General features: G+C 64.9%; 19 protein-coding genes and 1 pseudogene. 15 read left to right on the top strand and 5 right to left on the bottom strand.

Features of this window, described 5'->3' with window-relative positions; genetic code table 11:
- The first annotated feature begins 3 nt into the window (after window positions 1-3).
- The 10 genes and pseudogenes from ACIPY3_RS21605 to ACIPY3_RS21560 all read left to right on the top strand — a co-directional run bounded on the left by ACIPY3_RS21605 (window position 4) and on the right by ACIPY3_RS21560 (window position 14,025).
- The gene (locus ACIPY3_RS21605) at window positions 4-864 is read left to right on the top strand and encodes a sugar phosphate isomerase/epimerase family protein (RefSeq protein ID WP_400337304.1); all 861 of its coding nucleotides are present in this window, start codon (window positions 4-6) and stop codon (window positions 862-864) included.
- Between the two features lie 27 nt (window positions 865-891).
- Entirely contained in the window at window positions 892-2,058 is a 1,167-nt protein-coding gene (locus tag ACIPY3_RS21600; protein ID WP_400337302.1) for a Gfo/Idh/MocA family protein, read from the top strand.
- 209 nt (window positions 2,059-2,267) lie between these two features.
- Window positions 2,268-3,314 (top strand): LacI family DNA-binding transcriptional regulator, encoded by a 1,047-nt coding sequence (locus tag ACIPY3_RS21595; RefSeq protein WP_400337300.1) that lies wholly within the window; start codon window positions 2,268-2,270, stop codon window positions 3,312-3,314.
- A gap of 93 nt (window positions 3,315-3,407) precedes the next feature.
- Complete coding sequence (gene uxaC / locus ACIPY3_RS21590) at window positions 3,408-4,808, top strand: glucuronate isomerase (protein ID WP_400337298.1); 1,401 nt, start codon at window positions 3,408-3,410, stop codon at window positions 4,806-4,808.
- Window positions 4,805-6,154 (top strand): mannitol dehydrogenase family protein, encoded by a 1,350-nt coding sequence (locus ACIPY3_RS21585; protein ID WP_400337296.1) that lies wholly within the window; start codon window positions 4,805-4,807, stop codon window positions 6,152-6,154. The genes uxaC and ACIPY3_RS21585 overlap by 4 nt, the downstream gene beginning before the upstream one ends.
- A gap of 443 nt (window positions 6,155-6,597) precedes the next feature.
- Window positions 6,598-8,145 (top strand): glucuronide transporter, encoded by a 1,548-nt coding sequence (gene uidB, locus ACIPY3_RS21580; protein WP_400337294.1) that lies wholly within the window; start codon window positions 6,598-6,600, stop codon window positions 8,143-8,145.
- A 350-nt stretch (window positions 8,146-8,495) separates the two neighbouring features.
- Window positions 8,496-9,725 (top strand): D-mannonate dehydratase ManD, encoded by a 1,230-nt coding sequence (manD, locus tag ACIPY3_RS21575; protein ID WP_400337292.1) that lies wholly within the window; start codon window positions 8,496-8,498, stop codon window positions 9,723-9,725.
- 76 nt (window positions 9,726-9,801) lie between these two features.
- Window positions 9,802-12,025 (top strand): annotated as a pseudogene (locus ACIPY3_RS21570) (gluconokinase, GntK/IdnK-type).
- Between the two features lie 172 nt (window positions 12,026-12,197).
- Window positions 12,198-12,770: an orotate phosphoribosyltransferase gene (pyrE, locus tag ACIPY3_RS21565; RefSeq protein ID WP_397326356.1), complete on the top strand. Its 573-nt coding sequence runs from the start codon at window positions 12,198-12,200 to the stop codon at window positions 12,768-12,770.
- 106 nt (window positions 12,771-12,876) lie between these two features.
- Window positions 12,877-14,025: an alpha/beta fold hydrolase gene (locus tag ACIPY3_RS21560; protein ID WP_400337290.1), complete on the top strand. Its 1,149-nt coding sequence runs from the start codon at window positions 12,877-12,879 to the stop codon at window positions 14,023-14,025.
- Window positions 14,026-14,028: 3 nt separating this feature from the next.
- Here the strand turns inward: ACIPY3_RS21560 and ACIPY3_RS21555 are convergent, their stop codons facing one another.
- Window positions 14,029-14,709 (bottom strand): tyrosine-protein phosphatase, encoded by a 681-nt coding sequence (locus tag ACIPY3_RS21555; protein ID WP_400337288.1) that lies wholly within the window; start codon window positions 14,707-14,709, stop codon window positions 14,029-14,031.
- A gap of 10 nt (window positions 14,710-14,719) precedes the next feature.
- Window positions 14,720-15,550 (bottom strand): HAD-IIA family hydrolase, encoded by an 831-nt coding sequence (locus ACIPY3_RS21550; RefSeq protein ID WP_400337286.1) that lies wholly within the window; start codon window positions 15,548-15,550, stop codon window positions 14,720-14,722.
- 291 nt (window positions 15,551-15,841) lie between these two features.
- On the opposite strand from ACIPY3_RS21550, the gene ACIPY3_RS21545 reads away from it, so the two are divergent.
- The 4 genes from ACIPY3_RS21545 to ACIPY3_RS21530 all read left to right on the top strand — a co-directional run bounded on the left by ACIPY3_RS21545 (window position 15,842) and on the right by ACIPY3_RS21530 (window position 19,503).
- Window positions 15,842-17,167 carry a hypothetical protein gene (locus tag ACIPY3_RS21545; protein WP_400337284.1) on the top strand — a complete coding sequence of 442 codons (1,326 nt, stop codon included), beginning with the start codon at window positions 15,842-15,844 and terminating at the stop codon, window positions 17,165-17,167.
- A 91-nt stretch (window positions 17,168-17,258) separates the two neighbouring features.
- Window positions 17,259-17,915, top strand: coding sequence for a TrmH family RNA methyltransferase (locus ACIPY3_RS21540; protein WP_400337358.1), 657 nt, complete (start codon window positions 17,259-17,261; stop codon window positions 17,913-17,915).
- A gap of 146 nt (window positions 17,916-18,061) precedes the next feature.
- Window positions 18,062-19,081, top strand: coding sequence for a class II fructose-bisphosphate aldolase (gene fbaA, locus ACIPY3_RS21535; RefSeq protein WP_397326363.1), 1,020 nt, complete (start codon window positions 18,062-18,064; stop codon window positions 19,079-19,081).
- Window positions 19,081-19,503, top strand: a complete 423-nt coding sequence (locus ACIPY3_RS21530) for a DUF3151 domain-containing protein (RefSeq protein WP_400337282.1) — start codon at window positions 19,081-19,083, stop codon at window positions 19,501-19,503. The genes fbaA and ACIPY3_RS21530 overlap by 1 nt, the downstream gene beginning before the upstream one ends.
- 119 nt (window positions 19,504-19,622) lie before the next feature.
- Here the strand turns inward: ACIPY3_RS21530 and ACIPY3_RS21525 are convergent, their stop codons facing one another.
- From ACIPY3_RS21525 to ACIPY3_RS21515, 3 genes are read right to left on the bottom strand one after another with little or no spacing between them, the layout of a single operon-like run.
- A complete protein-coding gene (locus ACIPY3_RS21525; protein ID WP_400337280.1) occupies window positions 19,623-20,435 on the bottom strand; it encodes an ABC transporter ATP-binding protein in 813 nt (270 codons plus the stop codon).
- Complete coding sequence (gene fepG, locus ACIPY3_RS21520; protein WP_400337278.1) at window positions 20,432-21,496, bottom strand: iron-enterobactin ABC transporter permease; 1,065 nt, start codon at window positions 21,494-21,496, stop codon at window positions 20,432-20,434. The genes ACIPY3_RS21525 and fepG overlap by 4 nt, the downstream gene beginning before the upstream one ends.
- A complete protein-coding gene (locus ACIPY3_RS21515) occupies window positions 21,493-22,632 on the bottom strand; it encodes an iron chelate uptake ABC transporter family permease subunit (protein ID WP_400337356.1) in 1,140 nt (379 codons plus the stop codon). The genes fepG and ACIPY3_RS21515 overlap by 4 nt, the downstream gene beginning before the upstream one ends.
- A 103-nt stretch (window positions 22,633-22,735) precedes the next feature.
- On the opposite strand from ACIPY3_RS21515, the gene ACIPY3_RS21510 reads away from it, so the two are divergent.
- Complete coding sequence (locus ACIPY3_RS21510; RefSeq protein WP_400337354.1) at window positions 22,736-23,743, top strand: ABC transporter substrate-binding protein; 1,008 nt, start codon at window positions 22,736-22,738, stop codon at window positions 23,741-23,743.
- Window positions 23,744-23,916 lie beyond the last annotated feature (173 nt).

Here is a 23,916-nt window from a genome sequence, read left to right as displayed (position 1 = left end):
ACAGTGGCCAAGATAGGCGTACAGGCGATGATGCTCAAGGAGAGCTTCGCCGAAGTGGGAGCGTTCGAGACCCTGCGCAAGGTCAGCGCAATCGGCTACAACGCCGTGGAGGTCTCCCAGATCCCCATGACCCCGGAGAACGTGGCCGAACTGGAGCGTGCCCGGACGGAACTGGGCATGGACATTGCTGCGTTGTCCGTAGCGGTGGAAGGCCGCAAGGGCTTCCCTGTGGAGTCGCTCGCGGACAACTTCGACAAAATCGTGGACGACGCCAAGCGCCTGGACTCCAAGCTGCTGCGCATCGGCATGCTGCCCTTCCCCGCCATGAAGTCCCTGGACGCCGTGGTGGACTTCGCCCAGACAGCCAACGGCTACGCCGAGCGGCTGCAGGAGCACGGCATCAGCCTGTACTACCACAACCACCACGTGGAGTTCGCGAAGTTCGACGGCAAATACATGCTGGACATCATCGCCGACAATTCGCCGGCCATGGGCATGGAAATCGACGTGCACTGGGTCCAGCGCGGGGGTCTGGACCCGGTCCGGACGCTGCAAAAGTACGCGGGAAGGACTGCCATGGTGCACTTGAAGGACTACCGGATCGGGCAGATGCCCGAGTCGTCTTTCGGGCTCCTGGAACAGGGCGATTTTGCCGGGTTCATGGCCGAGTTCAAGAACGTCGTCCAGTTCGCCGAGGTGGGCGAAGGCAATCTCGACTTCCCGTCCATTGTGCCCGCCGCCATTGAGGCCGGGGCGCAGTACCTCCTGGTGGAGCAGGACGAACTCTACGGGCGCACGGTGTGGGACGCCCTCCAGACCTCCCACGACAACCTGGTGGCCATGGGCCACAGTGACCTTTTCTAGATTCTTCAACGGACGGAGATTAAGTTCATGAGCAAGAAAGTACGCCTCGGCATCATCGGCCTGGGCCAGCAGGGCGGCGCCTACGCCAAGTTCATCAAGGACGGCATGGTCCCGAACATGGAAATCGGCGCCATCTGCGACACTGATCCGGCGAAGAAGGAACTCGCGGCTTCCCTCTACCCGGAGGCACCGTTCTTCGACGACTACATCGCCCTGCTGGAAAGCGGTTCCGTTGATGCCGTGGTCACGTGCGTTCCGCACTACCTCCATCCTGAGATGGGCATTGAGTCCCTGAAGCGGGACATTCACGCCCTCGTGGAGAAGCCTGCCGGCGTCTACACCAAGCAGGTCAAGGAACTCAACGAGTACGCTGCCACCAAGCCGGAGCTGACCTTCGGGATCATGTTCAACCAACGGAACAACCCGCTCTACAAGAAGCTCAAGGAAATCGTCGACGGCGGCGAGATCGGCAGCATCCGCCGCACCAACTGGATCATCACCAACTGGTGGCGTCCGCAGGGCTACTACAACTCCAGTGAATGGCGCGCGACGTGGGGCGGCGAGGGCGGCGGCGTCCTGGTCAACCAGGCTCCGCACCAGCTGGACCTGTGGCAGTGGATCTGCGGTGTCCCCAAGTCCGTCTACTCGAAGGTTGCGTACGGCTTCCGCCGCGACATCGCCGTCGAAGACGAGGTCACCGCCGTCGTCGATTATGGCGACGGCGCCACGGGCGTTTTCGTAACCGCCACCCACGACATCGTGGGAACCGACAGGTTCGAAATCCTCGGCGACCAGGGCAAGATCGTGGTGGAAGACAGCAAGGTGGCCACTGTGACGCGGCTGGTCAAGCCCGAGCGTGAGATCAGCGATTCCATGGGCATGGACGATGTCCGCAAGCTCTTCATGGGCCAGCTGAACCGGGAGGAGCTCTACTCCACCGAGGTCATCGAGTTCGAGTCCGTCTGGGGCGGCCAGCACGCGGGCGTCCTGGAGAACTTCGCCGCAAACATCCTGGATGGAACTCCGCTGCTGGCTCCGGGCTCCGACGGCATCAACGGCGTCCGCCTGGCCAATGCCATCCACCTCTCCAGCTGGACCGGCAAGGAAGTCTCCCTGGACTTCGACGAGGACGAGTTCCTGCAGGAACTGAACAAGCGCGTCGCGGAAGAAGGCAAGTTCCCCGAACGCGCCTAACCCACCCCTCCCGACACCCACCCCTCCGACGCTCTCTCACCAAATCGCCCTTCACGGCCGGCGCTCTCTCACTTTCCTCACGAAAGTGAGAGAGCGTCGGCGTTAGAGGGGGAGTCCGTGAGAGAGCGTTGGCGTTAGAGGGGGAATCCGTGAGAGAGCGTTTGGCAACCGTCCAGCCTTTTGTTGCCAAACGGCACTACGATGGACCCGTGACTGAAGCGACGAACGCCGGAACCTCCACTGCCCCCTCCAAGCGCGGCCGGGGTGAGAAGTCTTCGCCCACCATTTACGACATCGCCAAGCTCGCGGGAGTCAACCCCTCCACGGTTTCCCGCGCCCTCAGCAAGCCGGGACGGGTCAGCGCCAAGACGCAAAAGATCATCGAGGACGCGGCCGAACAGCTGAACTACCAGGTGAACCCCTTCGCGCGGGCGCTGCCAACCGGCCGTACGCAGACCATCGGCCTGATCGTCGCGGACATCACCAACCCCACGTTCTTCGACATCATCCGCGGCGCCGAAACCACGGGCGCGGCCCGGGATTACACACTGGTCCTCGCGGAGTCGTCCGAGTCGCCCGAAACCGAAGTCACGGCGGCCAGGCGGCTGCTCGCTACCGTCGACGGGCTCATCCTGGCCAGCCCCCGGATGGACGACGACAACATCCGCTCGCTGGCCGGCGACAAGCCCGTCGTCGTGGTCAACCGCGACATCGAAGGCGTCCCCTGCGTGGTCCCCGACGTCAACAAGGGCATCAGCGAGGCAGTGCGGAGCCTCGCCGCGAACGGCCACGAGCAGCTTGCCTACGTTGCCGGCCCGCCCCAATCCTGGATGACGGCCCGGCGTTGGGAGGGCGTCAAGGCCGCAGCGGAATGGTCCAAACTGACTGCCGTCCGCCTGGAGTCGAGCAAGCCAACGGTCGACGGCGGCAGGAAGGTTGCGCGCGACGTGCTGGACAGCGGGGCCACCGCCGTCATCACCTACAACGACCTCATTGCCATCGGCTTGATGCAGGAGTTGCAGGCGGGCGGGATGCAGGTTCCCGACCAGATCAGCATTGTTGGGTTCGACGACATTTTCGGGGCGGATTTCACCACCCCAGCACTGACCACCGTGCGTTCCCCGCTGCGGGAATGCGGTACCCGGGCAGTCACTATTCTCCTTGATCTGTTGCTTGGTCACGAGCCGCCTGCCGGGGCCGTCAGCGTCGAGACTGAACTCGTGGTCCGCGGTTCCAGTGGCAGGCTCCTGAGTTAGCCCCTCACTCCTCGTTGCAGCGCCCTTTGCAACGACTTGGCAATTTTTGGCAACCGGTTGACAAAATGGCAACGGGCGCCGGAAGATTGATCTATGTCACAGTCCCTTGCAGCCCACCCTGACCGGCTCCTGCCCGCAGATCCCGGGACGCGCAGCATCGCGCGGTCCTTGCTGGAGCGCGTCCAGGACCTGCCCATCATCTCCCCGCACGGCCACGTTGACGCCGCGGTCATCGAGCAGAACACGCCGTTTCCGGATCCCGCCGCGCTGCTGGTCAGCCCGGACCATTACGTGACCCGCTTGATCCACGCCGACGGCGTCTCCATGGACCAGCTCCACGCGAGCGAGTCCCAGGATTCCCGCGAGGTCTGGCGGCGGTTCGTCGAGGCTTGGCCGCTCTTCGAGGGCACGGCCTCGGGCTACTGGCTCAGGACCCAGTTCGAGCAGGTGTTCAAGCTCGGTGCGGACCTCTCCGGTATGTCCGCCGATGCCAGCTACGATGCGATTTCAGCGAAGCTCGTGGAGCCGGATTTCCGTCCCCGGCAGCTGTTCAAGGACTTCAACATCGAGGTCCTGGCCACCACGGATGATCCCTTGGACAACCTCGCGAGCCACAAGGCGCTTACCGAGGACCCCACCTTCAACGGCCGCGTCCTGCCCACGTTCCGCCCTGATGCGTATCTCAATGTCGCCCACCCCACCTGGGCCGCGAACGTTGAGCGGTTGATCGAAACCGCGGCCGACGGCGGCAGGGGCTACGCCGGCTACATCGCAGCCCTGGAAAACCGCCGTCGTTATTTCGTGGACCATGGCGCGGTATCCGCGGACCACGGCGTCCGTACCCCGGCGACGCTCAAACTCGATGCCGCCGAAGCCGAGGCCCTGTTCGAGAACGCCCGCTCCGGCGAGGCCACCGCCGCGGACCGGGACGCGTTCGAGGCCCACATGATGTACCAGATGGCGCGGATGTCCGTGGAAGACGGTCTGGTGATGACCATCCACCCGGGCTCGTACCGCAACCACCACGGACCCACGTTCGAGTCGTTCGGCGCAGACACCGGCCACGACATCCCGTTCGCCATCAACTACACCGAGGCAATCCGCCCCCTGCTGCAGGACTTCGGCACGGCCAAGGACTTCCACCTGGTCCTGTTCACCCTGGACGAGACCGTGTTTTCCCGCGAACTCGCACCCCTTGCCGGTTTCTACCCATCCGTGTACCTCGGTGCGCCGTGGTGGTTCCTTGATGCTCCGGATGCGATGCTGCGCTTCCGCTCGGCCGTCACCGAAACCGCCGGCTTCTCGCGCTCCTCCGGCTTCATCGACGACACCCGAGCATTCTGCTCCATCCCGGCCCGGCACGACGCGTCCCGCCGCATCGAAGCGTCCTTCCTCGCTCGTTTGGTTGCCGAGCACCGCGTCAGCGAGGACCGCGCGCACGAGCTGATTCTCGACATCGTCGATGGATCGCCGCGACGGGTGTTCAAGCTGTGAGCGGGCTGCTTCGCCGGACGGCTCCGGCGGCCCCGGTCCGCATCGTGCACCTGGGCCTTGGGGCGTTCCACCGCTCCCACCAAGCCTGGTACACCCAGCACGCCGGCGACGCGGGGGAGTGGGGCATCGCCTCCTTCACCGGCCGACGCCCGGACGCCGCAACGGTTTTGGCTGCCCAGGATGGCCTCTTCACCGTGGTGGAACGATCGGATTCCGGGGACTCCTTCGAAGTGGTGGGCAGCATCGTCGAGGCCGTTGACGGGGCCGATGTTGCCCGGTTCGTCGAGCTGCTCGCCGCTCCCTCCACTGCCGTAGTCACCCTCACCATCACGGAAGCGGCGTATGGTCTGGGCGCCGCCGACCTCTCGGTTCTGCTCGCCGGAGGGGAACCCACGACGCCGATGGGCCGCTTGGTCGCGGGCCTCGCCGCCCGCAGGGCCTCCGACGCCGGACCGCTCGCCGTCGTCAGTTGCGACAACCTCTCGGACAACGGAAACGTAGCCCGGAACGGGGTTCTCTCGTTGGCCCGGGAGTTTGACGCCGGGCTCGCAGCCTGGATTGAAGCGAATGTCAGTTTCGTCAGCACCTCGGTGGACCGGATTACTCCGCGGACCACTGCCTCCGATATCTCTGCCGTGGCCGCTGCGTGCGGCTACCAGGACGAAGCTCCTGTGGTCACCGAGCCTTTCCATAACTGGGTGCTGAGCGGTGCGTTCCCCGCCGGGCGACCCCGGTGGGAAGACGCCGGCGCAGTCTTCGTGGACGACATTGAGCCGTACGAAAACCGCAAGCTCTGGCTCCTCAACGGCGCGCATTCCATCCTGGCCTACGCCGGACAACTCCGCGGGCACACTACAGTGTCCGAAGCTTTGGCCGACCCCGTATGCCGCGACGCCGTGGAGGAATTCTGGGACGAAGCCTCCAAGCACCTCCCCGGAGAAGAACTTCGCATCACCGAATACCGGGCTGCCTTGCTGGAGCGCTTCGGGAACTCCCGGATCGCCCACCACCTGGCCCAGATCGCCCTGGACGGCAGCACCAAGCTGCGGATGCGCGCCATTCCGGTCCTTCGCGCGGAGCGTGCGGACGGCCGAACCGGACGGGCCGCGGCGCGGATGATCGCGGTGTGGTCTGCTTTCCTGGCCGTTCAACCTGGTTTGCAGGACCCCCTGTCCGACGCAGTGGCTCAAGCGTCCCTCCTGTCCGGTCAAGCCCGAACGGCGGCATTACTGGCTCTGCTCGACGCGGAGTTGGCCAAGGACGCGGGCGTGGTGTCGTTGATCCATGAACTCGGCGAGGCCTTCGCAGCCGTGCCCGCCGAGGCAGGTTCGGGGACCGCCGCGTAGCCCTCCGGGCATATTCATCGCACCCTTTGATTGGCTCAGGCCGCCCGGTAGTCCCGGACTGGCCTGGGCCAATCTGTGCTTTAACAACCCGCTGCTATAGCAACCCCATTGCGTGGCCCGATCTGCCTGGCATTTCGGGGGTTCTGGGTGCAAAGCGGGCCCCTCAAGGTGTTCGTGTGGGCGGGTGGGTCTTGTTGTTGGGCCTTCTCTGCGTGCCATTCGTGAATCGTGGGGCGCAGGCAGGCCCGGCAAGGCAAGTCCCCGGCGTCGTCAAGCAGGGACGGGTCGCATCGTTCTGAAGCAATTTGCGGCAACCGATTGCCAAACCTTTGCCAACGTGACTAGAATTACATCAGCTGCACAGGCCGGGCCCAAAGCTCCAGTGGCACAACAACTGTTGAGACGTCCGGCACGCAATGACGCAATGGGTAAAGGAGCCCGCATTGAACAAGCTCAGCAAACTCAGCATCCTCGGCTACGGAGCCGGTGATGCCGCCAACAACCTGGCCTTCACCACGGCCACCATGTTCCTCCTGGTCTATTACACCGACGTTGCCGGCATCTCGGCGGCGGCAGCAGGTACCCTCCTGCTTGTGGTGCGGGTGTTCGACGCCTTCGCCGATGTCTTCGCGGGCCGCCTCGTGGACCGCAGCTACAGCAAGCGCTTCGGCAAGTTCCGTCCCTTCATCATGTTCGGTTCCATTCCACTGCTGCTCCTGAGCGTCGCAACGTTCTCCGTTCCGCAGATCGGCGAGACGGGCACCCTCCTCTACGCCTACGTCACCTATGCCGCGCTCGGCCTTGCGTATTCTCTCGTGAACATTCCCTACGGCTCACTCGCAGGGGCCATGACGCAGGATCCGGGCGACCGCGCGAAGCTGGGCTCCGCCCGCATGGTCGGCGCGCTGCTGGTCGGCTCAGGCCTGGGTATCTTCGTCGCTCCGCTCATCAAGCCAGGCGCCAACCTCCAAGGGCTCTTCACCACCATCACGCTGGTGTTCGTGGTGATCGGCGCGGCCCTCTACTTCTTCACGTTCGTCACAGCCAAGGAGCGAGTGCACCGCTCGGTTCCCAAGGTTTCCTTCAAGCAGAGCATGGACACGTTGAAGACCAACCGCCCGCTGCTCATGCTGTGCTTGAGCTCGTTCCTGTTCCTCACCGGCTACATGGCCCTGTCCTCCGTGCAGCTCTACTACCTGCGCGACGTCCTGGGCCGCCTGGACCTGTATGCCGTGATGTCCATCGTCCAGCTCGTCATGACGTTCGTCCTGGCCGCCTTCATGCCGCGGCTTGTCCACAAGTTCGGCAAGAAGACCGTCTATGTTGCAGCCGGCGCCCTGAGCGCAGTCGGAGGGGTGATCATTTTCTTCACCCCGGCCACCATGACCTGGGTCGGCTTCTCCGGGCTGCTGGTCAGTATGCTCGGCGTGATGGCTGTGAGCATCGTGGTCTGGGCGCTCGAGGCCGACACCGTTGAATACGGCGAGTGGAAGACGGGCGTCCGGACAGAAGGCATCACCTATGCCCTGTTCTCCTTCACCCGTAAGACCGGGCAGGCCGTCGGCGGCGCCCTTGCTGCCTACGCCCTGGCGATGGGCGGTTACAAGTCCGGAGCCCCCCAGACTCCGGAGGCCGTGATGGGTATCCAGTTCGCCGCCGGCGCCCTGCCGGCCATCATGGTGGTCCTCGCCATCGCGGTCATGGCCAAGTACAAGCTCACCGATGCCATGCACGCCGAGATCGTCAATGAGATCAAGGCGCGTCGCACCGCTGAGGCGGGCAGCGCACCTCAAGGCATCGCCGCTGAGGCGGTCAACGCACGCCAGGGCAACGCCGCTGGGGCGGCCAACGCACCCCAGGGCAACGCCGCTGGGGCGGCCAACGCACCCCAGAGCAACGCCGCTGGGGCGGACAGCGCACCTCAAGGCAACGCCGCTGAGACGGCCAACGCACCCCAGGGCAACGCCGCCGGGGCGGGAGGTCGCCGCTGAGGCGGGGCACGCCGCCGTCGTAAATAACGACGGCGGGCTGCCGGGCTTGGTGGGTGAGCGCAGCGGGGTTGCGAGTAAACCCTCAGGCGGCCTGGCGTCACCGGGCCCCTGACCCGAAGAGGCGCACTCGCGGGGTCCGGTTCTCCGACCGTCACCCACGCATCCCGTAGACAGCACCAGTCATTCAGTCCAGCACTTGGCAACCGATTGCCAAAAACTGCCAACCGCTTTACACTCAATTCCAATCAACCTCTCGCCGAGGGGCTTGCTCCCGGCTTCCACACATTCGAAGTCTTCCCACCGTCAAAGAGCCGAGATCCCACCCTCGCGGCCCGAAAGGATCCTTGATCATGAAAATCATCGCCGCTGACGTCTTCGTGACCAGCCCGTCCCGTAACTTCGTTACCCTGCGGATCACCACCGAAGACGGTGTGACCGGCATCGGTGACGCGACCCTGAACGGCCGTGAACTCGCCGTTGCTGCGTACTTGAAGGAGCACGTGGCCCAGCTGCTGATCGGCAAGGACCCGCACCGGATCGAGGACACCTGGCAGTTCCTTTACCGGTCCTCGTACTGGCGCCGCGGCCCGGTGACGATGGCCGCGATTGCCGCCGTCGACATGGCGTTGTGGGATATCAAGGGCAAGATGGCCGGCATGCCGGTGTACCAGCTCCTGGGCGGCGCGTCCCGCAACGGGCTGCGCGCGTACGGGCATGCTTCGGGTTCGGACATCCCGTCGCTGTTCGATTCGGTCCGTGAGCACCTGGAACTTGGCTACAAGTCGATCCGGATCCAGACCGCGATCCCGGGCATCAAGGCCGTGTATGGTGTGGCCGCGCAGGCCCAGGCCTCGGGTGAACGGTACGACTACGAGCCTGCCGGGCGCGGTGCGTTCCCGCAGGAAGAGGACTGGGACACCCGCGCGTACCTGCGGCACCTGCCCACCGTGTTCGAGGCTGTGCGCAACGAGTTCGGCCCGGAAATCCCGCTCCTCCACGACGGCCACCACCGCATGACCCCCATCCAGGCCGCCAAGCTCGGCAAGGCCCTGGAACCGTACGACCTCTTCTGGCTCGAAGACTGCACCCCGGCCGAGAACCAGGAAGGCCTGCGCCTGGTCCGCCAGCACACCACCACCCCGCTGGCCATCGGCGAAATCTTCAACACGGTGTACGACTACCAGACGCTCATCAAGGAACAGCTGATCGACTACGTCCGCGCCGCGTCCACGCACTTCGGTGGCATCAGCCCGTTGAAGAAGGTCATGGACTTCGCCGCGCAGTACCAGATCAAGTCCGGCTTCCACGGCCCCACGGACATTTCCCCGGTCGGGTTCGCCGCGCAGCTGCACGTGGGCCTGGCGATCCACAACTACGGCATCCAGGAATACATGCAGCACTCGGACAAGACCAACGAGGTCTTCCAGCAGTCCATGACCTTCAAGGACGGCTACCTGCACCCGGGCGACAACCCCGGCATCGGCGTCGAATTCAACGAAGAAGCAGCTGCGGCCTTCCCGTACCAACAGGCCTACCTGCCTTACAACCGCCTCGTGGACGGCACCGTTCATGACTGGTAAATCCCGCGCAATTAATGACGGCGGCACTTACGACGGCGGCACCCGCCCCGCTGCTTCCGGTCGCCACGTTGTGGTGATGGGCGTGGCTGGCTGCGGCAAAAGCACCGTCGGTGCCGCCCTGGCCGAACGCCTCGGTGCGGAATTCCTCGACGGCGATGCGCTGCACCCGCAGTCGAACATCGACAAGATGGCCTCCGGTACTCCGCTCAACGACGACGACCGGGCACCCTGGCTGGCCGAAATCGGCAGGCGATTCTCGGCGTCGGACGCTCCCTTGGTGATCGCGTGCAGCGCGCTCAAGCGCGCCTACCGGGACATCATCCGGTCCGGTGACCCGACCGTGACGTTCGTGCACCTGCACGGAACCCGCGAAATCCTGAACGAACGCATGAACTCCCGCCCGGGCCACTTCATGCCGGCCTCACTGCTCGACTCGCAATTGGCTACCCTTGAACATCTCCAGGCCGACGAAGCAGGAGTGGTTGTGGATATCGAAACGCCCGTGCAGCAGATCGTTGACCGAGCCGCGGAGGAGTTGCTCGGCTCGCAGGATGATGCCGCCAGGTTCCTGGTGGACCTCAAGGCCGCGCCCTTCAACCTGGACGATTCCGCCGTGGAATGGGTTGAATCCACGTTGGCGTCCATGACGCTCGAAGAGAAGATCGGGCAACTCTTCATCAACCACAACAATGACTACTCGCCCGAATACCTTGACGGTGTCCTGGAGAACTTCCATGTGGGTGGGATGCGGTACCGGCCCGGTCCGTCCGCGGCGGTGCAGGAACACATCCGGTACGCGCAGTCCAAGACGCGGATTCCGTTGTTGGTGGCGTCGAACCCGGAAATGGGCGGTGCAGGAAGCTGCGATGACGGCACGTTCGTCTCCACGCACCTGCAGGCCGGTTCGCACCCGGACAAGTCGATCGCACGCCGCATGGGCGAGGTTGCCGGCGTCGAAACCGCTGCCCTCGGCTGCAATTGGGCGTTCGCGCCGATCCGTGGACATCCACTACAACTGGCGGAACACCGTCATCTCCACGCGCGCCTTCGGGAACACCCCGGAGATTGTGGTGGAGCGGGCCAAGGAGTACTTCGACGGCATCAGCGAGTCGCCCACCGTCTGCGCCATGAAGCACTTTCCCGGCGACGGGATCGATGAGCGCGACCAGCACGTGGTGACCTCCTACAACACCTTGGGCTACGAGGAATGGAACCGCACGTACGGGCACGTGTACCGGGAGATGATCGGGCACGGCGTGCAGTCGATCATGGTGGGGCATATAGGCGCCCCCGAGGTTTCCCGGCATTTCCGGCCTGGGTTGGCGGACGCGGAGATCCGTCCCGCAACGCTCGCGCCTGAACTGCTGCAGGACCTCCTTCGTGGCGAACTGGGCTTCAACGGCCTGGTCCTCACGGACGCTTCGCTCATGGTGGGCCTGACCCAGGCCATGAAGCGGCGCGACCTGGTGCCTGCAACCATCGCTGCCGGTTGCGACATGTTCCTCTTCTTCCGTAATCCGGAGGAGGACTTCGGGTTCATGCTGGATGGCTACAAGGCCGGTGTCATCTCTGACGCGCGCCTGGAAGATGCGCTGCGCAGGATCCTTGGGCTGAAGGCGAGCCTGGGGCTGCACGTTCGCACCCAGCTGGTTCCACCAGCGGAAGCGCTGGCTGTGATCGGCAGTGAAGCCCACAGAGCGATCGCCGCTGACATCGCGGACAAAACTGTCACCCTGGTCAAGGACACCGCCCACAACCTGCCCATCACGCCGGAAACCCACAAGCGCATCCGGCTTTACGGCATCTCGGGTGGGGCGGACTTTACCCGGGCCGATCCTCTGGCCTATCTGGACACGGTCAAGGAAGAGCTCGAAGCCGCGGGGTTTGCGGTTGACGTGTTCAAGACCGCCGAGCAGCGCGAAGCCGCGGGGGAGACGGGCATGAACTTCATGCGGGTCCTCTCAGAGGAAGCCACCGCCGACTACCCCGAGCGTTATGACGCGGCCCTCGTCTTCGCCAACGTGAAGGGTTTCGCGCAGGAAGCGGCCATCCGCATCAAGTGGTCCTCGCCGATGGCTGCCGAGATCCCCTGGTACGCCACGGAGGTTCCCACGGTGTTCGTCTCCTTGAACCAGCCGAACCACCTGATCGACGTGCCCATGGTCAAAACCGCCATCCACGCCCACGCTGGGACGCGCGAAGCAATCCGTGCCACCATCCAGAAAATCCAAGGGAAGTCCGAGTTCCAGGGAACGTTCAACGAGAACGTGTTCTGCGATTCATTCGACACCCGCCTCTAGCTCCTGGCTCTCGGCCGGGAGGCTTTGATACAGGGGCGCGTCCTCCCCGCCATCACGGAGGACGCGCGGAATGCCCGGTACGGCCCACAAGGCCGTGCCGGGTTTTTTCCATTCCGGCGTCACGATCCGGCCCGGGCTCGAAGGGGGTCGGATGCTCCGTAGAATAGGAGCCATGACTTCCTCGCCTGAGACCTCCGTTGCCCGCGCCCGCCTTCTTGAACTCATCAAAGAATTGGCGGTGGTCCGCGGAAAGGTGATCCTCTCCAGTGGCAAGGAAGCCGACTACTACATCGACCTCCGCCGCATCACCCTCCACCACGAGGCCTCCAAGCTGGTGGGCCAGGTCATGCTGGCAATGATTGACGACGCCGGGATCCCGCTTGAGTGCGCCGGCGGACTCACCATGGGTGCCGACCCCGTCGGTACCGCCGTGATGCACGCTGCCGTTGACGCGGGCCGTGTGGTTGACGCGTTCGTTGTCCGCAAGGCGCAGAAGTCGTACGGCATGGGTCGTCAGGTGGAAGGTCCTTCCGTTGAAGGCCGCAACGTGGTGGTCCTCGAGGACACCTCCACCACCGGCGGGTCCGCGCTGACCGCCGTCGAAGGTGTCCGCAAGGCGGGCGGCAACGTAGTGGCCGTCGCCGTGATCGTGGATCGCAACACTGGCGCCAAGGAAAAGATCGAAGCCGAAACCGGCGTTCCGTACCTCTTCGCGTTCGGCAAGGACGAACTCGGCCTCGACTAAGGAAAATGCGGCAGGGGGCGCGTCCTCAAGGGCGCATCCTACGGGCATCCGCGGTGCACTTTCCACGGGGCTGTAAGGCCGTGCCTTCGAAGCCTATGCTTGCTGCGTGGGCGTTCAGGTAGGGAAACTTCCGGCACCGCCGGAAGTAGAGGAAGACCTCCCGCTGCCCGCCACGCCTGCGCCGGGCCCTGAGCCCGGAGCGGGGACGGAGCCGGCGGAGGATCCGGGTTCATGGGCCCGGATCCTGCCTTATGCTGCCCGGTTGAAGAAGACATCCCGGCGTAACTTCCTCATCACCGCCGGCGCCTCGGCGGCACTGGCGGGGGACATGCTCTTCACCCGACATGTGCAGGCCGAACGCCGCGCTCCGAAGATCCTCCGCGTTCCGGACTCCTTCGCGGACCTGTACTTCCCGAAGGCCAGCTGGATCCTCTTTCCGGGTTACAAAACCAGCTGGGAAGAGGCCCAGTGGATCCTCAACTCATTGCGCCCTGCCCTGCACCAGCGGGGACGCCTGGCCGCCGTCGGATACTCCAACCTGGGGTTGGACGTTGACGAGGTTGTCCGCGAACTCGTCCTCCACGTCCGCGAGCTGGGCCTGGAGAAGCTGTATTTCTACGGCCACAGCTTCGGCGGGATGCTGGCCACCCAGGTCGCAGCCCGTTTGCTGGAATTGCACGGTGTGGAAACCGAACTGATCGTCCTGGATTCCAGTCCCTTCAGCAGGGCCGATGTCCTGGATCAAAGCTGGTTCGACGGCGTGGTGTTCCTTTACGAGAACGGCTTCCGCATTCCGTCCGTCCTGCGCGGCGGCTACGAACTGGGGGAGCGGCTGGTCCATAAGGACGAGCGCTCCTGGCGGCAGATCCTGGACCAAACCGCCGAGCAACTCTCGCCGATCGCGCCGTCGAGTGTGCTGGTCCAGACTGAGTCCGCCTACATCTACCATTTCGATGGGCTGCGCTTCGTGGGAAAGCTGGGCCCGGCAAAGATGGCCTACATGGGCAATTCAGCCGATGCCACCGTGAACTACGTGACGGCCCGTGCCGGGTGGAGCAGGGTGTTCGCCGAGAACATGAAGCTGCCCATCCTCAGTACCGAGGGAGCACGGCCGGCACACGCCAGCCCGCAATGGAACCCCGACGTGTACCGGCCGTTGCTGGAGCATGTGCAGAACCAGCTGGAACCCTTGCCGCCAACAAGCGAAGAACCGTCTTACAAGGAACCGAACGGTCGGACCATTCGCCCCGCGTAGCTTTCAGGACCCGAGGCGCAGGGTTTCAACCTCGACGGCGGTCAGGCCTGCCTGGCGCAGGAAGGCGCCGGCGTCGCCGAACTCGCGGGCAAAGCCAACCAGGAAATGCCGGATGGCAGCTTCCGGGCTTTGCAGGATCATGAGCTCGGGGCTGAAGTATTGTGCCGGAGTCGAAGGGACGTGCAGCCGCCACGTGGCAGCCATGGTCTCCAGAACGGTAGGCAGGTTGGCAGTGGTTGCCGTGTAGTCGTTCACCACAGCTTCGTATGAAGCGCCGGAGGCCAGGAGCGCCAAGGCCGACACCACACCCGTCCGGTCCTTACCCAAAGAGCAATGGATCAAGGTCCTTTTCCCCTGGGCCACAGGTCGCAGCGCATCCGCAGCCCATTCGGGCCGGATACGGAGCCAGCCCAGATAAAGATCGCCCAAATCTTCCGGCGTCTCCACAGCCTGCAGCGATCCGGCAACTGCGTTGGGATCCAGCGGGTTGTTGATCAGTTCCGGCGAGCCCTCGCTGACCAACCACGGAACCATTGTCCGCTCGAGCTCGCTTCGGAGATCGACGATGGCCTGGATGCCGTGTTCCGTCAGGAAATCCGACGTCGATGCGGCATCCAGGCCAAACGGCTGGCTCCCCCTGAGAATCCGGCCGCCGGCCAGGGGACGCAGATTGAGCACAGCCATGGTGGAGTCCTTAGATCTGGCTCTTGAGGTCGGCCACGGAGTTCAGGACCTGGTTAGGCCGGAACGGGAAGGACACGATCTCGTCGCGCTGGGTGATGCCGCTGAGGACCAGCACGGTGTGGAGGCCGGCTTCCATGCCCGCGATGATGTCGGTGTCCATGCGGTCACCGATCATGGCGGTGGTTTCGGAGTGGGCATCGATCTGGTTCATGGCCGAGCGGAACATCATGGGGTTCGGTTTGCCCACGATGTACGGCTCGCGGCCGGTGGCCTTGGTGATCATTGCCGCGATGGCTCCGGTAGCGGGGAGCGGGCCGTCCTTGGAAGGGCCGGTGGCGTCAGGGTTGGTGGCGATGAAGCGGGCGCCGGCCAGGATGTGGCGCACTGCCGTGGTGATTGCCTCGAAGGAGTAGGTGCGGGTTTCGCCGAGGACCACGAAATCGGGATCGGTGTCCGTGAGGATGAACCCGGCCTCGTGGAGGGCAGTGGTGAGGCCTGCTTCGCCGATGGTGTAGGCGCGGTTTCCGGAGTCCGAGGACTTGACCTGGTCCTTGAGGAACTGCGCCGTGGCCAGGGCCGAGGTCCAGATGTTTTCTTCCGGGATCTCAAGTCCGGAGGCGCGCAGGCGTGCTGCGAGGTCCCTGGGGGTGAAGATGGAGTTGTTGGTCAGTACCAGGAAGCGCTTGGAGGTATCCACCCAGCGCTGGATGAGCTCGGCAGCTCCGGGGATTGCCTGGTTTTCGTGGACCAGTACGCCGTCCATGTCCGTCAGCCAACACTCGATTTCATGGCCGTTGCGGTACACGGAGTCGGACGTCTGGGGCGTGGATTCTTCTGCCATATTTGCCTCCGGCTGGGATTGTTCATGCACTGCGTCCCAGTCTTTCATTATTCGGACCTCCAGACACCTCGGGGTCTTGCTATGTGGATAGATCTCCCCATGCGGAAAGCGGAGTTTGACTTGCGGCCACCTCCCTCGGCTGCACTACCCTTGTGGCTGCGCAGGCGTCCCGCAACCGTGGATCGGGGGATCGACACGGTGACTTCAGAGGCGTCGGCGCGGACCAGGTCCCCTGTTCTGATCGCCATGCCGGCAACGCAAAACGCCGGTCTCCTGAAAGGGCCCTGCCACATGAGCAACACCAACGGAGCGCCGCAGCCTCCCTACAACCCCGACGGCATTCCCCAGCCGCGCTATGACACCAGCCAAGGCCAGTATCAGCAGTACCAGCCCGGCCAGGCGCAGCCGATGTACAGGCCGGAGGAACAACACCAAGCCAGTCCGCAACAAGCAACAGGCAACCCGCACGAGGCGCCTACGCAGGCGTTCCCGGCGCAACCGGGGGTTCCCGGCCAGAATGAGGCCCCGACCCAGGCGTTCCCGGCGCAACCGGGGGTTCCCGGCCAGAATGAGGCCCCGACCCAGGCGTTCCCGGCGCAACCAGGGATTCCCGGCCAGAACGAGGCCCCGACCCAGGCGTTCCCCACCCAGCCCGGAGGCCCAGGCCAGCCCGGCTACCCCGGAACCGCACCCCAGCCCGGCCAGCCTGGGTACCCCGGCCAGCCCGGCGGACCCAACCCCAACCCGGGCGACCACAACAAGAAGGCGCTGTTCCTGATCCTCGGCGGGATCGCCGTCGTCGTGGTTATTGCGCTGGTGGTGGTCTTCGCCTGGCTGATCCCTTCGGTCGCCAAGCCCGTGGCCGTGGACACGGCAGCCCCAAGCGCGCAGGCCAGCGATGCTGCCGCGGACCCCTCCGCGGAAGCGGACCCGTCGGGGGAGGCCGAGCCGTCGGCGGAAGCCGAACCGTCGGCGTCCTCGGACATCCCCGCCGGCGCCATCCCGCTCCCCGCGGGCTGGGACCAATTGGCAGGCCCCAGCAACGTGCCCGCCGACGGCGATCCGTTGTTCAGCAAGTGGGTGACGGGCGAATCCTCGTTCCAGTACCTGGCCGAGTGGACGCACGACGAGTCGTTCGGCATCACCAAGGACCCTTCTACAGGTGAGGAAATCCAGAAGAAGGCCCAAGGCACCACGGAAACCGATGGCGACGGGATCGCAGTGGCCTACGCCTTCTTCGCCGAATCCGAGGAAGGGAAGTTCGGGAAGGATCCCGCGGATGTCAAGAAAGCCATCACGGACATTGAAGCCCGCTACAAGGGCATGACCGCCACGGAATTGCCGCAGAACCTGGTGGGCCATAAGTGCGCCTCGGACTTCAAGACCACCATGCCGGAGACCCGCGAATTCCGCCGCGGAGCTGCTGTGGTGGTCGGGTTCACGTGCACCAACGCACGCGGTGAAGAAATTCAGGCCGTCAACCTGTTCTCCGTCACACCGTGGGGCACCCCGCAGATGCTGGGCGTGAGCGGACACAAGACGTACTGGGACGCGCACCCGGGCCTCATGCAGCAGTTGGCCAATTCCTACCGCATCAACAAGTGGAAGGTTGGCTAACCAGCCCGTTCGGCTGAGCGGGCACCGCGCACGCGGCTAAAGTTGAAGGGTGACTGACCTCCCCACTGATGCCTCCGGGCCCAACGCAGCCCTGCCCGCCCCCGACGCAACCCCTGCGGAAGGCGAGGCGGAAGCGAAGGTGGAGGTCGGCGTCGGGCCTTGGGAAGGTGAGTGGCCCGAAGGCGGGCACTGGGACCCGGACCTGCTGCGCGACGGCGACCGCCGGAACGTGGTGGACCAGTACCGTTACTGGAAGCACGAATCGATCGTGGCGGACCTGGATGCCAAGCGCCACGACTTCCATATCGCGATCGAGAACTGGCAGCACGACCTCAACATCGGCACCGTGGTGCGTACTGCGAATGCGTTCCTCGCCAAGGAAGTCCACATCATCGGACGACGGCGGTGGAACCGTCGCGGGGCCATGGTCACCGACCGCTACCAGCACGTCCGCCACCACCCGACTGTTGAGGATTTTGTGCAGTGGGCGGAGGAGGAAGGGCTCGCGGTGATCGGCATCGACATCTTCCCGGATTCGGTGCCGCTGGAAACCTACGACCTCCCCCGGAAGTGCGTGCTGGTGTTCGGGCAGGAAGGCCCGGGCCTCACTCCCGAGGTCCACGATGCCGCCGTCGCGACGCTTTCCATCGAGCAATTCGGCTCCACCCGCTCCATGAACGCAGCCTCCGCCGCAGCCATTGCCATGCACGCCTGGGTGCGCCGGCACGTGTTCAACCAGCCCGTGTAGCCCTCCCGCACCTTCGAAGCGGAAGTGTTACCAGCCCGCGTGACCGGAAACACGGGGGCCGGATGGTTGTCGCTAGGATGGTGCTAGCCGTAAGCGGTCTACTCCAGGGTCACCAACCCACAGACGAATTCAGCATAGGAGTCACCATGCCCATTGCAACCCCAGAGATTTACTCCGAGATGATCGACCGCGCAAAGGCTGGCGGCTTCGCCTTCCCCGCGGTCAACGTGACGTCGTCGCAGACTCTGAATGCTGCGATCCGCGGTTTCGCCGAGGCCGAATCCGACGGCATCATCCAGGTCTCCACCGGTGGCGCTGCCTACTGGTCCGGCGCCTCCGTCAAGGACATGGTGGCCGGTTCCCTCGGCTTCGCCGCGTTCGCCCGCGAGGTTGCCAAGAACTACAACGTCAACATCGCCCTGCACACGGACCACTGCCCGCAGGACAAGCTTGAGGGCTTTGTCCTCCCGCTGCTGGCCGCTTCCGAGGAAGCCGTCAAGGCCGGCAAGGACCCCATCTTCAACTCCCACATGTGGGACGGCTCGCACGAGACCCTGGAAGACAACCTGCGCATTGGCCGCGAACTGCTGCAGCGTGCGGCTGCCGCCAAGATCATCCTCGAAGTGGAAATCGGCACCGTCGGCGGTGAAGAAGACGGCGTGGAGAACGAGATCAACGACAAGCTCTACACCACCACCGAAGACGCCCTCGCCACCATCGAAGCCCTGGGTGCCGGTGAAAACGGCCGTTACCTGACCGCTCTGACCTTCGGCAACGTGCACGGCGTCTACAAGCCGGGCAACGTTAAACTCCGCCCTGAACTGCTCAAGCAGATCCAGGCCGAGGTGGGCGCCAAGATCGGCAAGGAAAACCCCTTCGACCTCGTCTTCCACGGCGGTTCGGGTTCCACCGAGCAGGAAATCGCTGACGCTGTGTCCTTCGGCGTGATCAAGATGAACATCGACACCGACACGCAGTACGCGTTCACCCGCCCGGTGGCCGGCCACATGCTCGCCAACTACGACGGTGTGCTGAAGGTCGACGGCGGTTTGGGCAACAAGAAGACCTACGACCCCCGCGTCTGGGGTGCTTCGGCTGAAGCCGGTATGGCAGCACGCATTGTCGAGGCCGCCCAGCAGCTCGGATCGGCTGGCAAGACGTTCTAATGTCCGACGAATTCCGGAAGAACCTCATGGGGCCGGAGCCCACGCTCCTGCCCGCCGAAACCGATGTGTACCAGCACCTTGCCCTCGGCAAGGAAGCACTGGACCTTGTGGCGCAGAACCCCACGTCGTCCCTGCTGTGGGCCATCCTCGCGGAGGAAGCCTGGGCAGAGGGCCGGACCATCGAGTCCTACGCCTACGCCCGCGTTGGCTACCACCGCGGCCTGGACGCCCTGCGCCGGAACGGTTGGCGCGGCGTCGGGCCCATCCCGTGGGAGCACGAACCCAACCAGGGCTTCCTGCGTGCGCTCTACGCGCTGGGCCGTGCTGCGGCCGCCATCGGTGAAGCAGACGAGCCGGAGCGGATCGAGCAGTTCCTGAACGACTCGGATCCGAAGGCCAAGCCAGCGATCGAAGCCAGGTAGTTCCACAAACGACGACGGCGACCCCCACCGAAATGGTGAGGGTCGCCGTCGTCGTTAACCCGCCCAACTGGGTCGCAGTTGAGCGCGTTTTGACCCGTCAAAACGCGCACAAATGCGACTCAGTTGGGTAAGCGGGGGCGGCCGAGCGGCACCACCAGCGGGGTGTGCGTGACGGGGTCATCAATGATCCGGCAGGCCATCCCGAACACTTCCTCCACCAAGGATTCGGTGATCACGGAAGCGGGCGCACCCTCGGCCACCACCACTCCGTCCTTCATGGCGATGATGTTGTCCGCGTAGCGGCTGGCGTGGTTGAGGTCGTGCAGCACGGCAACCAGCGTGTGGCCCTTGTCCAGGTTGAGCTCGCGGCACAGTTCCAGCAGCTCGATCTGGTGGGCGATGTCCAAGAACGTGGTGGGTTCGTCGAGGAGCAGGAGCGGGGTCTGCTGGGCCAGGACCATGGCTACCCACACCCGCTGGCGCTGGCCGCCGGACAGCTCGTCCACCAAACGCCCGGACAACGCGGAAACACCGGTAGCCTCCATGGCGGAAACCACGGCGGCTTCGTCCTCCACACTCCATTGCCGCAGCAGCTTCTGGTGCGGGTACCGGCCTCGGGCCACGAGGTCCGCCACGGTGATGCCGTCCGGAGCGATGGACGATTGCGGCAGCAAGCCCAGGCGCCGCGCCAGTTCCTTCGCAGGCAGCGAGTGGACGGACTTTCCATCCAGCAGCACCTGCCCGTGGCGTGGCTTGATCAGCCGGGCGAGTGCCCTCAAAAGCGTGGACTTGCCGCACGCGTTGGGCCCCACGATCACCGTGAACGAGCCCTCGGGGATCTGGACGGTGAGGTCCTTCGAGATGATGCGTTGCTCGTAGCCGATGGTCAGGGCCTCGGCGCGGAGCTGGGGTGCCGTTGAAAGAGTGGTCATGATTTCCTTGCTTCCCTGGCCAGGAGCCAAACGAGGTAGATGCCGCCGATGCACACCGTCACCACGCCCACGGGCAGTTGGATCGGGGCGAACAGGCGTTGTGCCGCGAGGTCGCTCGCGGCCAGGAGGAACGCGCCCATGAAGGCCGACGGCAGCAAGGTGATGCCGGCGCTCCGGGTCAGCCGGCGGGCCAGTTGCGGTGCGGCGAGGGCTACGAAAGCGATGGGCCCGGCCACCGCGGTGACGGCGGCAGTCAGGGCTACGCCGAGGACCAGCAGCAGCAAACGGGTGGGTTCAGCCCGGACGCCCAAGGCGCGTGCGGCGTCGTCGCCCATTTCCAGCAACTGCATCCGCCGCGACACAACAAGCGTTGCCAAGCCAACCAGGACAACCACGACGGCGGCAGGCGCCGCTTGCTCCCACGTGATGCCGTTGAGGGACCCGGCTCCCCAGACGGCGGCGGCCAGGGCCGCTTCAAGCTCGGCCTGGAGGATGAGCCAATGGTTGAGGGCCGCGAGCATGGCGCTGATGCCGATGCCGACGATGATGAGCCGGAAGCCCTGCGACCCCCGGCGGAAGGCGAGCAGGTACACCGCGATCGCCGTGAGCACGCCGCCAACCAGCGCTCCGGCGGCCACTCCAAGGTAGCCCCCACCAAGTGTGAGCATCACGACGAGGGCCCCGGTGTACGCGCCGGTGTTGAAGCCGATGATGTCCGGGCTGCCCAGCGGGTTGCGGGTCATGGATTGGAAGACGCCGCCGCTCATTCCCAGGGCCGCACCGAAGACGAGCGCCGACAGGACCCTGGGGAGCCGCCACTCCATCACGATGGTCTGGGCGAACCCGGGAGCGTCGCCCGTGAACGCCTGCAGGACCTGATGCACGGAGACCTCGTAGTCGCCGATGGACAGGGAAACCACGGCAACGGCAAGCGTCGCAGCGAGCAGGGCGAAGCACACCAGGATGCTCCGGACATCGAACCGGACGCTGAGGGAACGAACACGCACCAAGACGGTGGAACGGCCAAAGTCGACCCCTTGCCGGGCGTCCAAACGCGTCACAGTCCGCTCACCTTCCGGCGCCGGGCCAGGGCGATCAGCACGGGCGCGCCAACAAACGCGGTGACCACACCTACCGGCAGTTCGCCGGGCGCGGCCACCCTGCCCACCACATCGGAAACCAGCAAGAGAGTAGGGGAGAGCAGCAACGTGGTGGCCAGGATCCAGCGCTGGTCCGGCCCGACGATCCATCGTGCGACGTGCGGGATCATGAGGCCGACGAAGCCGATGGCACCGGCGCCGGCTGTCGCAGCTCCGCTGAGCAGCGTGATGGCGATGACGCCCAGGATCCGCGTCCGGTTGACGTTCGCCCCGAGGGATGTGGCCAGGTCGTCGCCGAGGGCTACGGCGTTGAGCCCACGCACGCAGAACAGGGCGATCAGGAGTCCTGCGGCAATGAACGGGGCCACAGTGGTGACGGCTTCCATGCTGCGGGTGTCCAGGGAGCCGATGCTCCATGAGCGCAAATGGTCGAACGCCTTGGGATTGAGCAGGGTCAGCCCGGAACCAATGCCTGTCAGTACGGCTCCCAGGGCTACGCCGGCCAAGGTGAGCCGGATGGGATTCACCACATTCCGGCCGGACGTCCCTATCAAGTACACGGCGGCGGTGGTCAGGATGGCTCCGAGGAACGCGAACCAGATGTAGCCGCCCAGCGAGCTGATCCCCAGGATGCCGATGGCCAGCACCATGGCAAACGAGGCGCCGGCATTGACCCCCAGGATGCCGGGGTCGGCCAGCGGGTTCCGCGTGATGGCCTGGATGAGCGCGCCGGATACACCGAGCGCAATCCCGGCAGCGATCCCCATCAAGGTGCGGGGAAGGCGGCTTTGCAGGATGATCCCGTGGTCCGCAGTGTTCTGTGGCTGGGTAAACGCGTCCAGGATGGTGCCGGCCGGGATGAACTTGGCGCCCACGCCGAGGCTCAGGAGCGCGGCGCAGAGCAGGGCTGCGGCGGCCACGGCAAGGATCAGCACGCGCCACCGGTTGGTGCGTACGACGCCGGAACCCGCGGCCGCGTTGTTGCCCGCGGGGGCGGTGGCAGGCGGCTTGCCATCGCCTGCTTCGGTGGCCGGAGCCGTCACGTTGGACACAACAAACACCACTCCGGAGGGCTCGGCTGACGATCTGAGGGACATCCGTGTGATGATGCTCACGCATTACGCAGGGTTGCCTTAATTAGGTTAGCCTTACTCCGTGAAAAATGACGATTCTGAAATGAAGCCGCGCAAAGCCGGAAGCATGCGCAGCCTCGCCGTGAAGGCAGGTGCAGCTGTGCTGGCCATGGCCCTGCTTGCCGGCTGCGGCACCAGCGGCGGCTCCGGTTCCAGCGCCGGTAACGCCGATGTTGCTACCGGTGGCTCCAAATTCACCACCGCGGACCAGGAAACAGCCAAGCTCGGCACGGACGCTGCCCCGGGCGTCTTCCCCCGCACACTCACCCACGCCAACGGGGAAACCACACTGGACAAGAAGCCCAGCCGCGTGGTGGTCCTGGACACCGGTGAGTTGGACGACGTCGTCACCTTGGGCGTGACTCCGGTGGGCATGGCCACCACCGAAGGCGCCAACCCTGTCCCCACCTACCTGGCGGACAAGGTTAAGGACGTGCAGTCGGTTGGCACCATCCAGAACCTCAACCTGGAAGCCATCGCGGCCCTGAAGCCGGACCTCATCCTGGGAAGCCAGCTCCGCGCGGACAAGCTCTACAAGCAGCTGTCCTCGATCGCCCCCACGGTGTTCAGCATCCGTCCCGGCTTCCCGTGGAAGGAAAACTTCCTCCTGGTGGGCAAGGCCCTCGGCGAGGAAGACAAGGCCGTCAAGGCCCTCAACGACTACCAGACTGAAGCCGACGCCCTGAAGAAGGACGTCACCGGCAATCCCAAGATCTCCCTGGTCCGCTTCCTTCCCGGCAAGATCCGGCTGTACGCCAACAAGTCCTTGATCGGCGTGATCCTGAAGGACGCTGGCCTGGCCCGCCCGGAGAACCAGAACATCGATGAACTGGCCGCCGAGGTCTCGGCGGAGAACATCGAGCAGGGCGACGCTGACTGGATCTTCTACAGCAGCTACGGCGATCCCGCGGCCACAGGCGAAACGTCGGTGGTTGAAGGTGCCGTATGGCCCACGCTTGGCGCAGTCAAGGCCGGCCACGCCAAGCAAGTCAACGACGACGTCTGGTTCCTCGGCCTCGGCCCCACGGGTGCCAAGCTGATCCTCAAGGACCTCCGCAGCATGCTGGTCGGCTAGGACCAACACCCCTCACAAGCACCCCAAACGACGGCGACCCCCACCGGAATGGTGAGGGTCGCCGTCGTCGTTAACCCGCCCAACTGATATGTAGGTTGGGGTGTCAAGGGCAGTGGTGAGCGGCCCGCGTGGTGTTGATTGCGTGGGCCGCTTGAAGGGTGCGGCCCGGTGTG

Origin of the sequence: Paenarthrobacter sp. NPDC089714 (genome assembly GCF_044748905.1) — a bacterium.
Classification (GTDB): Bacteria; Actinomycetota; Actinomycetes; order Actinomycetales; family Micrococcaceae; genus Arthrobacter.
Note: the sequence above shows the minus strand (reverse complement) of the source record. Positions and strands in the feature narration are given on the sequence as shown.